At 62.2% G+C, this 13894-nt stretch carries 14 protein-coding genes; 5 read left to right on the top strand and 9 right to left on the bottom strand.

The window, feature by feature from the left end:
- The first annotated feature begins 128 nt into the window (after nucleotides 1–128).
- The 3 genes from G5134_RS09965 (at nucleotide 129) to G5134_RS09955 (ending at nucleotide 3175) form a co-directional block, all read left to right on the top strand.
- Nucleotides 129–737 (top strand): LysE family translocator, encoded by a 609-nt coding sequence (locus tag G5134_RS09965; RefSeq protein ID WP_005303770.1) that lies wholly within the window; start codon nucleotides 129–131, stop codon nucleotides 735–737.
- 102 nt (nucleotides 738–839) lie between these two features.
- The gene (locus tag G5134_RS09960) at nucleotides 840–2699 is read left to right on the top strand and encodes a peptidase U32 family protein (protein WP_024943071.1); all 1860 of its coding nucleotides are present in this window, start codon (nucleotides 840–842) and stop codon (nucleotides 2697–2699) included.
- A 104-nt stretch (nucleotides 2700–2803) separates the two neighbouring features.
- Nucleotides 2804–3175: an ASCH domain-containing protein gene (locus G5134_RS09955; RefSeq protein ID WP_024943072.1), complete on the top strand. Its 372-nt coding sequence runs from the start codon at nucleotides 2804–2806 to the stop codon at nucleotides 3173–3175.
- A 187-nt stretch (nucleotides 3176–3362) separates the two neighbouring features.
- Here G5134_RS09955 and G5134_RS09950 read toward each other — a convergent pair whose 3' ends face one another.
- The 3 genes from G5134_RS09950 to G5134_RS09940 all read right to left on the bottom strand — a co-directional run bounded on the left by G5134_RS09950 (nucleotide 3363) and on the right by G5134_RS09940 (nucleotide 6318).
- Nucleotides 3363–4151, bottom strand: a complete 789-nt coding sequence (locus tag G5134_RS09950) for an SIR2 family NAD-dependent protein deacylase (RefSeq protein ID WP_017779188.1) — start codon at nucleotides 4149–4151, stop codon at nucleotides 3363–3365.
- A 125-nt stretch (nucleotides 4152–4276) separates the two neighbouring features.
- Nucleotides 4277–4756 (bottom strand): methylated-DNA--[protein]-cysteine S-methyltransferase, encoded by a 480-nt coding sequence (locus G5134_RS09945; RefSeq protein WP_024942941.1) that lies wholly within the window; start codon nucleotides 4754–4756, stop codon nucleotides 4277–4279.
- On the bottom strand, nucleotides 4753–6318 hold the full coding sequence (locus tag G5134_RS09940) for an AlkA N-terminal domain-containing protein (RefSeq protein ID WP_024942942.1): 1566 nt from the start codon (nucleotides 6316–6318) through the stop codon (nucleotides 4753–4755). The genes G5134_RS09945 and G5134_RS09940 overlap by 4 nt, the downstream gene beginning before the upstream one ends.
- Nucleotides 6319–6519: 201 nt before the next feature.
- On the opposite strand from G5134_RS09940, the gene G5134_RS09935 reads away from it, so the two are divergent.
- Entirely contained in the window at nucleotides 6520–6921 is a 402-nt protein-coding gene (locus G5134_RS09935; protein ID WP_017787743.1) for a VOC family protein, read from the top strand.
- Nucleotides 6922–6990: 69 nt separating this feature from the next.
- On the opposite strand, the gene G5134_RS09930 is transcribed toward G5134_RS09935, so the two are convergent.
- From G5134_RS09930 to G5134_RS09915, 4 genes are all read right to left on the bottom strand, one after another.
- Entirely contained in the window at nucleotides 6991–8469 is a 1479-nt protein-coding gene (locus G5134_RS09930; RefSeq protein WP_421231987.1) for a carboxypeptidase M32, read from the bottom strand.
- A gap of 102 nt (nucleotides 8470–8571) precedes the next feature.
- On the bottom strand, nucleotides 8572–9150 hold the full coding sequence (smrA, locus tag G5134_RS09925) for a DNA endonuclease SmrA (protein WP_099359019.1): 579 nt from the start codon (nucleotides 9148–9150) through the stop codon (nucleotides 8572–8574).
- Between the two features lie 153 nt (nucleotides 9151–9303).
- A complete protein-coding gene (locus G5134_RS09920) occupies nucleotides 9304–9453 on the bottom strand; it encodes a DUF3149 domain-containing protein (protein WP_010634864.1) in 150 nt (49 codons plus the stop codon).
- A gap of 167 nt (nucleotides 9454–9620) precedes the next feature.
- Nucleotides 9621–10514, bottom strand: coding sequence for a TraB/GumN family protein (locus G5134_RS09915; RefSeq protein WP_268027108.1), 894 nt, complete (start codon nucleotides 10512–10514; stop codon nucleotides 9621–9623).
- An 87-nt stretch (nucleotides 10515–10601) separates the two neighbouring features.
- Here G5134_RS09915 and G5134_RS09910 point away from each other — a divergent pair, with 87 nt between their 5' ends.
- A complete protein-coding gene (locus G5134_RS09910) occupies nucleotides 10602–10934 on the top strand; it encodes a DUF1904 family protein (protein WP_005303745.1) in 333 nt (110 codons plus the stop codon).
- A 159-nt stretch (nucleotides 10935–11093) separates the two neighbouring features.
- Here the strand turns inward: G5134_RS09910 and G5134_RS09905 are convergent, their stop codons facing one another.
- Nucleotides 11094–11921 carry an SDR family oxidoreductase gene (locus G5134_RS09905; protein WP_268027106.1) on the bottom strand — a complete coding sequence of 276 codons (828 nt, stop codon included), beginning with the start codon at nucleotides 11919–11921 and terminating at the stop codon, nucleotides 11094–11096.
- 119 nt (nucleotides 11922–12040) lie between these two features.
- Nucleotides 12041–13486 carry an OprD family outer membrane porin gene (locus tag G5134_RS09900; protein WP_124249228.1) on the bottom strand — a complete coding sequence of 482 codons (1446 nt, stop codon included), beginning with the start codon at nucleotides 13484–13486 and terminating at the stop codon, nucleotides 12041–12043.
- Nucleotides 13487–13894 lie beyond the last annotated feature (408 nt).

Genomic DNA, 13894 nt, shown 5'->3' with positions numbered 1-13894 from the left:
CAACAGACGCTTGTGTTGACCTATAGCCGTTGGCTATGGGTTCTATTCCCAACTTTCACTTCTGGCATAACCAGGGGCCCTTTACCCTGAGCGCAGACATTCATCTTCCGCTTGAGACAAGGAACACCATGGAATTGACGAGTTGGCTGGCTCTGGCCGCAATCTGCGTGATGGGCGCCATCAGCCCGGGGCCGAGCCTGGCACTGATCATCCGCAACACGGTGCAGGGTGGACAGGGGCACGGCGTGGCCACCGCCCTTGGCCACGGCTTCGGAGTCGGCATCTATGCGCTGATCACGGCTTTGGGTCTGGCCATCCTGATCACCCAGACCCCGCTGCTGTTTGACGTTATCCGCTACGGTGGTGCGGCGTTTCTCGCCTGGCTCGGGGTCAAGGCGCTGCTGGCCAAACCTGCCAAGGGGGAGGCGAGGGAAGAGGTGCATCAGCTGCGCGGTCGGCAAGGCGCCTTCGAAGGCTTTATGGTGGCCTTTCTCAACCCCCAGCTCGCGGTCTTCTTCATCGCCCTGTTCAGCCAGTTTGTGCATGCAGACACTGGCTGGCGCGAGGGGGGCATCATGATGCTCACCGCCGGCGGGATCGACGCCGTCTGGTACGTGCTGGTGGCGCTGGTGCTCTCTCGTGGTCCCGTGCTGGCCTGGCTCAAGGCCAAGTCCTTCGTCATCGACAAGGTGAGCGGTCTGGTGCTGCTGGGGCTGGCCTTGAAGGTGGTGCTCTGATCCAATCCTGTATTTTGCGGTGATCTTAAGCGGGATCAAGGCGGGGAGAGTGGCAATGCCCTAGAGTGGCGCCCATTTGCTGTCCGCCCTGATCCCGAGACCATGCACCAGAACAAGCACCCGTTAAGCCACCACAACCGGTTGGAGCTACTGGCTCCGGCCAAGAACCTCGCCTACGGCATCGAAGCCATCAATCACGGTGCCGATGCCGTCTACATGGGCGGCCCCGCCTTTGGTGCCCGCAGCGCGGCGGGCAACAGCATAGAGGATATCGAAGCGCTGGCGCGCCATGCCCATCGCTTCGGTGCCCAGGTCTTTGTCGCCTTCAACACCCTGCTGCACGATCACGAACTGGAACAGGCCCGGCGGCTGACCCACCAGATCTACGAAGCGGGGGCCGATGCGCTGATCGTGCAGGACATGGGGTTGCTGGCGCTCGATTTGCCCCCCATTGCGCTCCATGCCAGTACCCAGACTGATAACCGCACCCCGGAGAAGGTGAAGTTTCTGCAGGATGTGGGCTTCTCCCAGGTGGTGCTGGCGCGCGAGCTATCCCTTGAGCAGATCCGCGAGATCAGTGCGGCCACCAATGTGCAGCTGGAGTTCTTTATCCACGGTGCGCTCTGCGTCTCCTACAGCGGTCAGTGCAACATCAGCTACGCTCGGACCGGCCGCAGCGCCAACCGCGGCGAATGTGCCCAGCTCTGTCGCCTGCCCTGCTCGTTGCAAAAGCCGGATGGCGAGGTGTTGGTGGCCGATAGCCACCTGCTCTCCCTCAAGGACATGGATCAGACCGACAATCTGGAGGCGCTGATCGAGGAGGGGATCCGCTCGTTCAAAATCGAGGGGCGCCTCAAGGGGCTCGATTACGTCAAGAACGTCACGGCCTGGTATCGGCAGAAGCTAGACGCCATTCTGGAGCGCCGCGGCGATCTGGTGGCCGCTTCGGCCGGCCGCTGCAGCTACAGCTTCACGCCGGATCCGAAGAAGAGCTTCAACCGCGGCAGCACCGATTACTTCCTCCATGGTCGCAAGCCCGGGATCGACTCCACCAAGAGCCCGAAATACGTGGGCGAGCCGCTGGGCCGGGTCACCAGCGTCACCAGGGATGGCATCGAGATTGACGGCAAGCAGGTCACCCTCAACAACGGCGACGGTCTCGGCTTCTTCAAGCCGAACAACGAGCTGGTGGGGATGCGCCTGAACAAAGTAGAAGGTAAGCAGTTACTCCTGTCAGAGCGCATGCCGGGGCTGAAGGTAGGCACGGAAATCTACCGCAACCACGATCAGGCATTCAGCAAGGTGCTGGAGAAGGCGAGCGCCGATCGCCGCATCCGGGTCGATATGGTGCTGGCAGAGTGTGATAAGGGATTGCGCCTCACGCTCACCGATGAGCAGGGCATCAGCGCCGCCGTCACGCTCCCCTGTGACAAACAGCCGGCCGACAACCCGGAACGGGCACTGCAACAGGCGCGGGATCAGCTCGGCAAACTCGGCAATACCCTGTTCGTGGCGCACAAGGTTGAGTTGGCGTTTACTCACCCGCTATTCATTGCCGCATCCATGCTCAACGGTTTGCGCCGGGATGGCATCGCCGCGCTGGAGGCTGCCCGTCTGGCCGGCTACCAGCGCCCCGAGCGGCGCATCGCCCTGCGGGATATCCACTATCCCCAGCACCGTCTCTCCTACCTTGGCAACGTGCTGAACAGCGCGGCCGAGCAGTTCTTCCGCGAGCACGGGGTGGAGCGCATCGCCCCCGCCTATGAGGCGAACAAGGAGGAGCGGGAAGTGGTGCTGATGATCACCAAACACTGCATCCGTTACAGCCAGAACCTCTGCCCGAACGAGGTGCCCGGCCTCAAGGCAGAGCCGTTGGAGCTCAAGATGGGCAAGGACACCTTCCGCCTGCGCTTTGACTGTCACCGCTGTGAAATGCACGTGATGGGGAGTTTGAAACGCTGAGGAGCATGATGCCGCCAGGTTCCATGGCTCGGGCAGTGTGGCCCATTTGGGATTGAGTTATCATCCTGTGCCAGGGATCCCCAGCAAGCTGCAAGGAAGGACCTATGCTCGCACTCTCCATCGTGGCGCCCCATGGCGCCAATATTGCTTCGGGCAAGAAGACGCTCGAGGTTCGCTCGTGGTTGCCTCCCTCACTGCCCATTCGCGACCTGCTGATCGTTGAAAATGGCCGATACCTCAGCGCCGATCATCCTGTGGATCCGGCCGGTCGAGCGGTCGCCCTGGTTGATATCGAGGAGGCCCATGAGTGGCAACCCGATGAGGTGTTGGCCGCCTGCTCCGGGGGCTGGGAGCCGGGTTACTTTGCATGGCGGCTGTTCAACGTGCGTCCTGTGGTCGATGGGCCCGTGGTGCCGGCGCAGAGGAAGTTGTATGAGGTAGACGGCTCGGGCGTTCTGGGCGCACATTGCGGCTAAAACAGGGCTGGTCAGAAGAACAGGCATCGGCTTGTGGGTTGATACCCATGGAGAGTGTTATCGGAGGTGGTGAGGTAGCCGCATAGACCCTTCGATACTGCACAGAGCAAGCCTGGTGCGAGCAGCATGTACAGGGATGGTGCCCCTGTGGATTGCCGGTGCGGGGAGGTGCCTTCAATATTTTCAATTATTGGAATTTATTCAGAAACGCCTCTAATGCCTCTCCTGGGTTCTCTTTTTCAGATGAGATCATGCTGATCCCCCATTGCTCAAGAACGGCCTCTTGTACCGGATTCGACCTGGCTGAGAAAATATACGATTTCGGCTGGGCATCACCCGCCCGGTTGGCTTTCCATAATTTGGAAAGCTTGTAAAATAAAAGCCGCAGGTTGATATCGGCCAAGCTATATCCGATAAACAACACTGATTTACCCAGCACATCCGAACGCAGTTTTATATCCAGTGGTGTTTCGAATTCAAGCCGCTCAAAATAGCTGGTCTCATCAATGACAATGGACTTGTCATCATCAAAATCACCATGGAATTTTACAACTTGCACCTTGTCACTTTTGATCCTGGTAAAGTCTGATACCGATGCGATTTTGGTAAATGGCTTGCCATAATATGCGAGGGCATGCTCTATCCAGCGGTCATAGTTGGTGGTGTATATTATCGGAAAGTTAGCTTTGGCAATGTATTCATGGACTTTGGACGTTGAAATATCAATGTCAGGCGAATGCCAAACTCTGTCCATCCAGCTTCTTAAAGGGCCTATGCTGCCTTTCTGTAAACGATAATATTCTGCCAGCGCATAGTGGTCGCCAAAAGATTTATATATTTCAGGCTCATAGCCGAGATCCTTGGCGATCTTGTCGAGCAGGGTTGACCATGATGGAAGACCAAGGTTCATCGATACCCCGGCCCCTACAAAAAGAATGACATTGCCTTGTCTAAAGGCAGATAGTAGCTGCTCCATATTTAATCTCTCCTTAATAAATATGGTTCTGCCACTATACTCTGGTTAGAAAAGTCGATGAAATCGTAAATCTGTGGTGGATATTATTTTATGATAGATAGTGTCTATGGCTTATAGGCATTACATTATCTTTCACTGATATTCTCCAGTTGCAGCAACGCCTTTTTAATCTCCAGTCCCCCCGCATAGCCGGTCAGGCTGCCGTTCTGGCCGATCACCCGATGGCACGGAATGATGATCGAGAGCGGGTTGCGGCCGTTGGCAGCCCCCACCGCCCGCACCGCATTGGGCTTGCCGATGGCGCGGGCGATGTCGCCGTAACTGCGGGTCTCGCCGTAGGGGATGTCGCACAGCGCCTGCCAGACCGCTTGCTGAAACGCCGTGCCTCTTGGTGCGAGCGGCAGGGTGAAGCGTTGCAGGCGGCCGGCAAAGTAGGCTTCAAATTGAGCGAGAAAAGGGGCCAGCGCCGTCTTGTCTTGTTGCCAGTCGCGCATCTCGGGCAGTGCGCGCAGCCCCGCCACAAAGTCCACGTGCACCAGACCGCGCTCGTCGATGGCCACCAGCAGATCGCCGCAGCGGCTGGGCAAGAAGTCGTAACGGATCATGGGGTTGTCTCCTCTGCTTGGTTGTCGCTTGCTGTGCGGCCTGGTGCTGACTCGGTCAACAGTGCTGGCTGCTCGCTCATGGCATGCCACAGCCAGCTCGCCGCGTAGCCGCGCCAGGGCCGCCACCTTTCGCTGTGGGCCAATACCGCTTTCACCGGCAACTTGGTGCCGCCCCCCAGCGCCTTCAGTAGCACCAGATCCGAGGCGGGGAAGGCATCCGGGTCCAGCCCACAGCGCAGCCGCCAGTAAGCCACCGTCCAGGGGCCGATGCCGGGTAGTGCCAGCAGTTGTTCATCGCTGGCGCAGGTCAAGTTCAACTCGCCGCTGGCCAGCGCCTGTGCCAGCCCCTGCAGCGTTCTTATCCGGCTGCCGGGCATGCCGATACCGTCCAGGTTCAGCTCGCACAGCTGGGCAGGGGTGGGCAACTGCGCCACCCCGAATTGCGCCTCGGTGCGTGCCACCAGCCGCCCCAGTATGGTGATGGCCCCCTTGACCGACACCTGCTGGCCGATGATGGCGCGCAGCATCACCTCGTACTCGTCCCAGCCGGCGGGCAGCCGAACCCCCGGCCAGCGTGCCTGCAGGCGTGCCAGCAGCGGATCCTGCCCGAGCCGCGCACCGATGCGCTGCATGTCGGCATCGAGATCCCACATTCGGCGCACCCGATACAGCAGATCAGGCAGCGCGGCGGGCGGCAGATCATGGACGCTGAGCTGCAGGCTGTGCCCCTTGCCCTGGCTGATGCGCACCCGTGCGAGCCGATCGCCGACCCGGTGCAGGCGTTCATACACCTCGCCATCTACCCGTTCCAGCCCCGGAATGGCGCGCAGCCGGTAGAACGCCAGCATGGCCGCCACGTCATAAGGGGGGCGGTAGGGCAGTTGCAGCGTGAGCATCGCCCCATCCTCGGTCTGTGGCGCAGCCTGCGTCAGGGCGGCGGCGTCGCCGGTTGGCTCGCTCTGACGACGCAGCGCCCGCGGCGCCAGCCCGTATGCCTGCTGCCAGGCGTCGTTGAAGCGGCGAATGCTGGCAAAGCCCGCTGCAAACGCGATGTCGGTGATGGGCAGCCGGGTTTCGGTCAACAGTCGCTTGGCGAGCAGCAGTCGGCGCGTCTGCTCCACCTGTTTCGGTGAGGCGCCGAGGTGCTGTTCGAACTGGCGGCGCAGCGTGCGCTCACTGATGCCGGCCTGTTCTGCCAGGATGGTGAGCGAGCCTTCCGCCAGTTCGCCGCGATCGATCCGGGCCAGCAGGCGCGCCAGCGTCGGTGGCAGATCGCCGGGCGCGGCGGGCGCGAGCTCAGGCCGGCAGCGCAGGCAGGGGCGCAGGCCGTGCTGCTCCGCTGCGGCGGCGCTTTGGAAGTAGCGCACGTTGTGCTCGTGCGGTGGCCGCGCCGGACAGACAGGGCGGCAGTAGATGCCGGTGGAGAGCACGCCGGTAAAGAAGCGGCCGTCGAAGCGCGCATCGCGGGCCAGGCGGGCGGCATGGCACTGCTCGGCGCTGAGCGGCAGGCCTGACTCATCCTCTGGGGCCGGCGGCATCGTCGTGGCGGGATCTGTTGGCATCGGTGGCTCCTTGCGCCGAAAACGGGGTGGGCACGGCGGCCCGGATGAGTGAGAGACTAAGCAGGAACGGGGGCTATGACTAGCCAGAAACGGACAGCAATTGAAATAAAGCCGATGCCGCGTGCACGGTATGAAAAACAGATCGGTTTGAGGGGGCAAGTGTGCGAATCTGGGCTGACAACATCCAAGGAGGAGAGAGCCATGCCAGGACCCGCACGTGCCGGCGCCCTGATCTACGCCAGGGATCCCGGCCTGCTGAGCCACTTTTATCGCACCCTGCTGCAGATGGAGATCCGCAGCCAGAGTGACGAGCTGATCGTGCAGGAAAATGCCGACATCCAGCTGTTGCTGCACGCGATCCCAGCCCCCTATGCGGAACAGGTGGTCATCACCACGCCGCCGCAGCTGCGCGAGCAGGGCGCCATCAAGCTGTTCTTTACCGTGCCTAGCCTCGCCTGGGCGGAGGCGAAGGCGGCCGATCTCGGTGGCGGCCTGCTGCCGCAGCAGTGGTCAGGGCCAGGTTTCGTGGTGCGCAATGCGTTTGACCCCGAGGGCAACATACTGCAGCTGCGCGAGTTCACCGGCGTGCCGGACGGGCGCTGAGGCGCCACGCCGCCATGAAAAACGGGGCCGCGAGGCCCCGTTTGTTGTCTGCTGGTGGGCACGCTGGCCCTACTTCAGATAGCGCTGCTCGAGGTGTTTGCGCAGCCAGTGCGGATTCAGCGCCTCGCCAGTGGCACGGCTGACCAGTTCGTCCGTGCCGTAGCGGCTGCCCTGGGACCAGATGTGACGGCCCAGCCAGGCGAAGATCTCCGGCAGGCGGCCCGCCGCGATCAGCTCGCCCATGTTGCCGAGCTCCCGCTCGAGCGCGAAGCGCAGCTGCGCCGCGTACATGGCGCCGAGCGTGTAGCTCGGGAAGTAGCCGAACGAGCCGTCGGTCCAGTGAATGTCCTGCATGCAGCCATTCTGGTAGTTGCCCTGGGTGGAGAGCCCCAGCCACTGCTGCATCTTGGTGTCCCACAGCGCGGGAATGTCTGCCACCTCGATGCGCCCCTCGATAAGGTCGCGCTCCAGCTCGTAGCGCAGGATGACGTGGGCCGGGTAGGTCACCTCGTCCGCATCGACCCGGATAAAGCCGGGCTCGACCCGATTGTAGAGCTTGACCAGGTTCGCCGGCGCCAACGCCGCCTGCTCGCCGAAGTGGGCGCGAATGTGCGGCGCCAGCAGCGTGAGGAAGGCGGGATCATGGCCGAGCTGCATCTCGCAGAACAGGCTCTGGCTCTCGTGAATGCCCATGGAGCGAGCCTCGGCCACCGGCTGGCCCAGCAACTGGCGTGGCAAGCCCTGCTCGTAACGGGCGTGGCCGGTTTCGTGGACTATGCCCATCAGGCTGGAGACGAACTCCTGCTCGTTGTAGCGGGTGGTGATGCGCACGTCGGTCGGCACCCCGCCGCAGAACGGGTGGCTGCTCACATCGAGCCGGCCGTGAGCAAAATCGAAGCCGAGCAGCCCCATCACCTGCTGGCCGAGCGCCTGCTGGGCGGCGATGGGGAAGGGGCCTTGCGGGATCTGCACCGACTCGCGCTTTTGCTGCTCGCTCACGGTCTGGATCAGGTTTGGCAGCCAGCCGGTCAGATCGCCGAAGATCTCGTCGAGCCGGGCGCTGGTCATGCCCGGCTCATAGAGCGCCAGCATGGCGTCGTAGGGGCGTACCCCCAGCGCGTCGGCACGCAGGCGAGCCACCTCGCGCGAGAGCGTCACCACCTCGGTGAGGTTGGAGGCAAAGCCCGCCCAGTCGTTCTCCTTGCGCTGGCGGCGCCAGGCGTGCTCGCACTTGCTGCCGGCGAGCGACAGCGCCTCCACGAGATCCCCGGGCAGCAGGCTGGCATCCTGCCAGTGCCGCTTGATCTCGCGCAGGTTGGCGCGCTGGAGCTCATCCAGCGGCTCGCTCTCGGCCTTGGCAATCCAGTCGCCCAGTTCGGGGGCGGTGCGCTTGTGGTGGATCAGCAGCCCCAGTTCGGCCATGGCCTCGGCGCGGGCTTCGTTGCCCCCCTCCGGCATCATGGCGGCCTGATCCCAACCACAGATGGCCGAGAGGTGGGAGAGCCGGTGCAGCTGCTGCTGATGTTGTTCAAGTTTCTGATATGACATGGGATTGTCCTTGTTATCGTCCCTGATGGCGTGCACCCCGTACCTGGCATGCTCGGGGCCGTTCGATGCTACCACCGCTCACCGCCCGGTGCGAGCCGCCGCTTAGCCGAGCCGCTTCTGGTGGCGTTCGCGGTTCTCCGCCTTCTTGCGCTCGCTCTTGCGCAGCAGCACGTAGAGCGCACCACCGCCGCCGTGACGACGCTCGGCGCTGTGCATGGCCATCACCGCCGGCAGTTGCGGCAACCAGGCGCTGACATAGCTTTTGAGCAGGGCGCGCGGCGTGCTGCGCTCTCCCTTGCCGTGCAGGATCAGCAGGCAGCGGATGTCGCGCAGTTCGCAATCCGCGATGAACTGCACCAGGTTCTGGCGCGCTTCGTTCAGGGTCTTCTGGTGCAGATCCAGGCTCGCCTGCAACTCGTATTTGCCGAGTCGCAGCTTCTTGTAGACCCCCTCCTGCACCCCGTCGCGCTTGAAGCCGACAATGGCGTGGGGGTCGAGCATCTCGACCGCCTCCATGCTGAGGTGATCCAGGGCGAGTTGTTCGGCGGTGGCGGCCTGGCGCCGCGCCAGCTGGGCGTCGGTCGGGCTGCTGGCCGTCTGGAGGCGGACATGGTCGTTGCGAATGGGGCGCACATCGGCCACTTCATTGCGAAACAGTGAGAGTTCGTCGTTTTGAGACACGGCAGGCTCCCCGCAGGTGGAATGAGCGGCCATTATAGCGGGCGGGGGCGGATCTGAAAGTGGCGGGCGCGGCAGTGGCGCCAGGTTGCTCAGCCCGTGAGCAAAGGGGAGGCGAGGGCGGGATCAGGCGATCGGGGATCGCCTGACGCAAGCTTATTGGCCCTCTTTCGGCGGCTTGGCGTTCATCACCTTGTAGATGAAATAAGCCGCGTAGGAACTGATCAGCAGGAAGGTACCGATAATCACCAACATGGACATCAGTCCCACGCTGTTGCCGAACATCAGGTTCATCCAAAAATCCATCTCGTGCACTCCTGTCATCCCATTGATGACAGGCATGATAGATACCTCTTTGGGAGCAAAGAGATGATCTCGATCAAGTCCCCTTGTGGTTATTAAATCAGCAGCCGGTTCTGTGAGCGCCCTCCCATATAAAGACCCTGACGGGGCCAGCGTGGTCCTGTCGGCGCCTATTGGCGGGCAGGCTTGCGCGGGCCCGGCTCGGTGAGCGGGGTGATGCGCCAGCCCTGTTGTTCCAGCAGGGCGAGCAGCCCCTGGTTGCCGTAAAGATGCAGGGCCCCTACCACGATGAAACTCTCGTTCGGCAGGGTGGACCACTTCTTCAGCCAGTTGTGGTTGCGCTCCGCCAGCAGGGTCTGTTCCAGCCAGGACTGCAGTTTGGGCGGCGCCATCTCCGACTTGAGCAGGTTGATGAGGGTCGCCTCGTCCCCCTCTTCCCACGCCTTCATCACCTCGCCAAAGCCGCGTTCGAGCTCGGGCAGTTCGTCCAGGGTGCTCTCCAGCATCAGGGTCTGGTTGTCACCGACGCTGGCGAGGTAGCCGAGCTGCTCGAGCAGGGTCTCGAAGCCGATGATGGGCTTGCCGCCGTCGGTGGCCTGTTTGGCGAAGTGCTGATCCACCCCGAGCGCGCTGCGAAAGTCGGTGCGCTCCAGCGCCGCCTGGGTGAGGGTGATGGCGGCGAACCAGGGGCGCAGCGGGGCCAGCATGTTCTCGGTCAGGCCGTTCTGGCCGGCGGCGATGATGGTGCGCCGGTAGAGGTCGAGCGGTATGTGCTCCTTGAGGGTCTTGCCGTCCACCAGCCGGGTGATGGCCCCCATCTCCTGCCACTGCTGCTGGCTGATGTGGGTCAGATCGACCTCCAGCACCAGGGCGCGGCTCTGCAGCCAGGCCCGCTCTATGGGGTCGGGCAGCGGATAGAGCGAGGGCTTGCCCGCGTGGATGGAGCCCAGCAGCCAGTGCTGTTGATCGCCCTTGCTGACCTTATAGAAGGCGGGGTCGGCTAAGGCGCTCAGCGGCAGCAGCAGGCAGAGCAGGAAGGGGAGCAGCAGGCGATGGAGTCTCATGGGGCACCTTATGTCAGCGGATGGCTTCTCTTCGTCACAATAACTCCTATGATAAGTCCTCATTTGTCACAGCCAAGAGGTTTTCCCATGCCCCACCTTCGTTTCCGGGCCGTCTCCGTCGACACCCTCAAGCAGATAAGCACCCCCCTGCTGGCGGATCTCTGTGCCCTCACCGGGGGCAAACCTGAGTTCGTCACCCTGGAGTGCATCGATAGCCACTGGGTGCGCGAGGGGGAGCGCGAGGCCGGCTTTCCGTTTGTCGAGCTGGTCTGGTTCGAACGCCCGCAGGAGCTGCAGGACGCGGCCGCGGCGCTGATCACCCGTCACCTGAAAGCGGTGCTGGGGGAGCAGACCTATGTGGTGGTGCAGGTGCTGCCCATCGTCAAGAGCTGCTATTACAGCAACGGCCAGCACTACTGAGCGGGGACGGCCAGGGATGGCGGCTTGAATGATTCAAGCCACTCTGGCGCTGCACTCTGGTGCCGGTTGGTGGGGATGAGACGAGAGGCGACGATGCGCGTCGTCGCCTCTGGTTGCCAGTAGTGTGCGGGCGTGCCGGGGGGGGCGAAGCGGTTGCCGTCAGGCCGACTTGGCGAGGATCCGGTCGAGCAGGCGGCTTGGCAACAGGCGGCGCAGCACCCCGAACAGCCGGGTCGGGAAGGTGACCGGGTAGCGGTGTTTGGGGTGCGGGCTGCCGAGTGCGTGCAACAGCGGTGCGATGCAGGCTTCGCTTGGCAGGGTAAAACCGCGGGCACCCCCTTCACGCTCCAGCCGGCTCAGGGTCTGCTGGTAGGCGGCCTGATGGCGGCTGGCGGCGGGATCTATGTGGCGCAGGAAGGCGGCGCGGGCATTGGCCCGAAAGCGGGTGTCGATGGGGCCCGGCTCGATCAGGCTGATCTGCACGCCGCTGCCGGCCAGCTCCAGGCGCAGGGTATCGGTATACCCTTCCAGCGCGAACTTGCTGGCGTTGTAGGCGCCGCGATACTTCATGGCCACCAGCCCCAGCACCGAGCTGTTCTGCACGATGCGTCCCTCGCCGGCCGCCAGCATGGCCGGCAGCAGCTGGCGAATGAGGTGGTGCCAACCGAACAGGTTGGTGTCGAACTGCTCGCGCAGCGCCTGGGTGGGCAAATCCTCCAGCGCGCCGGGCTGGCCGTAGGCGCCGTTGTTGAACAGGCCATACAGGCGGCCACCGGCCAGTGCCTGTGCCTCGGCCGCGCCCCTCTCTATGCTGGCCTCGTTGGCCAGATCCAGCTCGACGGCCAGCAAACCGAGCTGGCGCAGCTGCGTCACGTCCTCGGCCTTGCGGGCGGAGGCGATGACGGTGTAGCCGTGCTGGCCGAGCGCCTTGGCGGCGGCCAGGCCGATGCCGCTGGAGCAGCCGGTGATCAGAACGAAGCGGGACATGGGCGCATCCTTGTGGTGACGGTGCAGGCATAAGCGCCTGCGGCTTTGCATGTTAACCCGCTGATCAGAAAAAAGAAAACCGGGCCAATCGGCCCGGTTTGCTAAGTTCAACCACCTGCTTACAGGATGGTGAACGGCATGATGATGTGGAACTTGACGTCTTTCTCGGAGGCGAAGATGTTGGGGTATTCGGTCCAACCGCCGCTCTGGCTGATGTCGTTGTTGTAATCGGTGTAGTGCAGCTTGAACAGGGTGCCCTTCAGCTTGCCATCCTGCACTGTGTACATGACGTCGAAGTTGGCTGCCCATTCGGTATCTTCACCGTTGGTGGCCTTGGTGCCGTCGCCTTTCTGGATATCCCAGCCGTAGGCACCGGAGACACCGACGGACCAGCCAGGTGCGCCCACCAGGTCATCCAGGGAACGGGTCACGCCGAAGAACAGCGCTTTTTCGTTGTTGGCGTTCCAGTCGGAGCGGGAGTCCCACCAGATCTCGTTCGCGCCCTGGGAGTTGCCGTAGCCACGGGTCAGACGGGGCAGGTAGTTACCTTCGTTACCCTCGGCCTTGGTCCACAGACCTTCCAGACGGAAGCCGTACGGGCCCATGCCCCAGGCGGCGGTCAGCGCTTGTTGCCATGCCAGGCCATCGTAAGTCTCGATGTCGGCACCGCCCTTCTGATAGGTCTCGGTGTCGGATCCGTAGAACTGGTAGCTGGTGGAGAGGCCGCCCAGCACGTCAAACTTGTGGGCCAGTTTGAAGTGGTAGCTGTCCATGTAGTTCTCGGAGTTACCGTAAGAACCGGTAATGGAGGTGCCGTTTTCGAAGGTGTAACGCGCCGCTACGCCCTGGATGTAGTCGATGACGTTTTCATCGGCGAACGGATCCATCCATGCCTTGGCGCGGGAGAACTTCTGGGTCTCCTTGTACCAGGGGGATTTGTACTCGTCGGCGATGGCGTAGGTCAGGTAGAGGCCGCCGAAGTTGCCTTCAATCTGGCCACCACGGTAGGTACCCGGCTGATAGGACCAGTTCACGCCGATCACGCCCGGTACGTAGAGCTGGGTCAGACCGCCCTTGGCGGTGAGGGCACCGTCCAGCGCCTTGAATTTCAGTGAGGCGTTGGCCAGGCTGAAGCCGCCTTCCGGGGAACCGTCCTTGTAGTTTTCGCCCCATTTGTTGCCGGCGAAGGAGAATTCGTTCTCCTGGTTGACCGGATGGTTCTCGGTCACGGCCAGGTCATAGGCACCGAAACCGCCCACATCGATACCCACCACGTCCCAGGCGTAGCCGGAGTTGAAGTTCAGGGAGGCCTGGGTAGTGGCGTGGCTCAGGTTGGACTGGTACTTGCCTTCCTTGTTCTTGGCAGTGGGGTCGCCGTCGATACGCTGACGATCACGCTGGAAGTAGAAGAGACCACCGTTGAGTTTGCCTTCTTCATAGAATTTGCTGGCGGCGGCTGCATAGGCGGGACCTGCTTCGTCGGCAGCCAACACCATACCGGGGGCGAGCATGGCCGCAACGACGGCTGCGCTCAATGCGGCACGTTTGAAGATCACTTTTTCCATTTTGTATTGCTCCTGATTTTATGGACTTAGCTTTTTTTGTCCGGCAGTCAGGCAGGTGCCCGCCGCTCGGTATTGGCATTGCAATCAAGACCCCGAAGGGCAAAAAGTTCGAGTATGTCGGCTGCGGCCGCGACGTCTTGGCACATCTGCGGTGGGTGCAGTTCTGTTCATCACATATTTTGTTTTTTGTGTTCCGATACTTGGCTATCGGACAGCTCAAGAGTACGTTCGCGGTGCGAAATATCAATGGAAAGTTCCCACCAAGTTTCAAAAATATGACCGAGTGCAAATAATCATGACGCTCGTTGTGGACACTCCCAGCCCACTCATAACGGCGATGACAACGTTTTCAGATGAAATTGCCGGCCGATCCGGACGGATCGCACTGTGCAGAGGGATCTTTCCTCG

Source organism: Aeromonas sp. 600276 (assembly GCF_049175815.1).
Lineage (GTDB): Bacteria > Pseudomonadota > Gammaproteobacteria > Enterobacterales > Aeromonadaceae > Aeromonas > Aeromonas dhakensis.
Note: the sequence above shows the minus strand (reverse complement) of the source record. Positions and strands in the feature narration are given on the sequence as shown.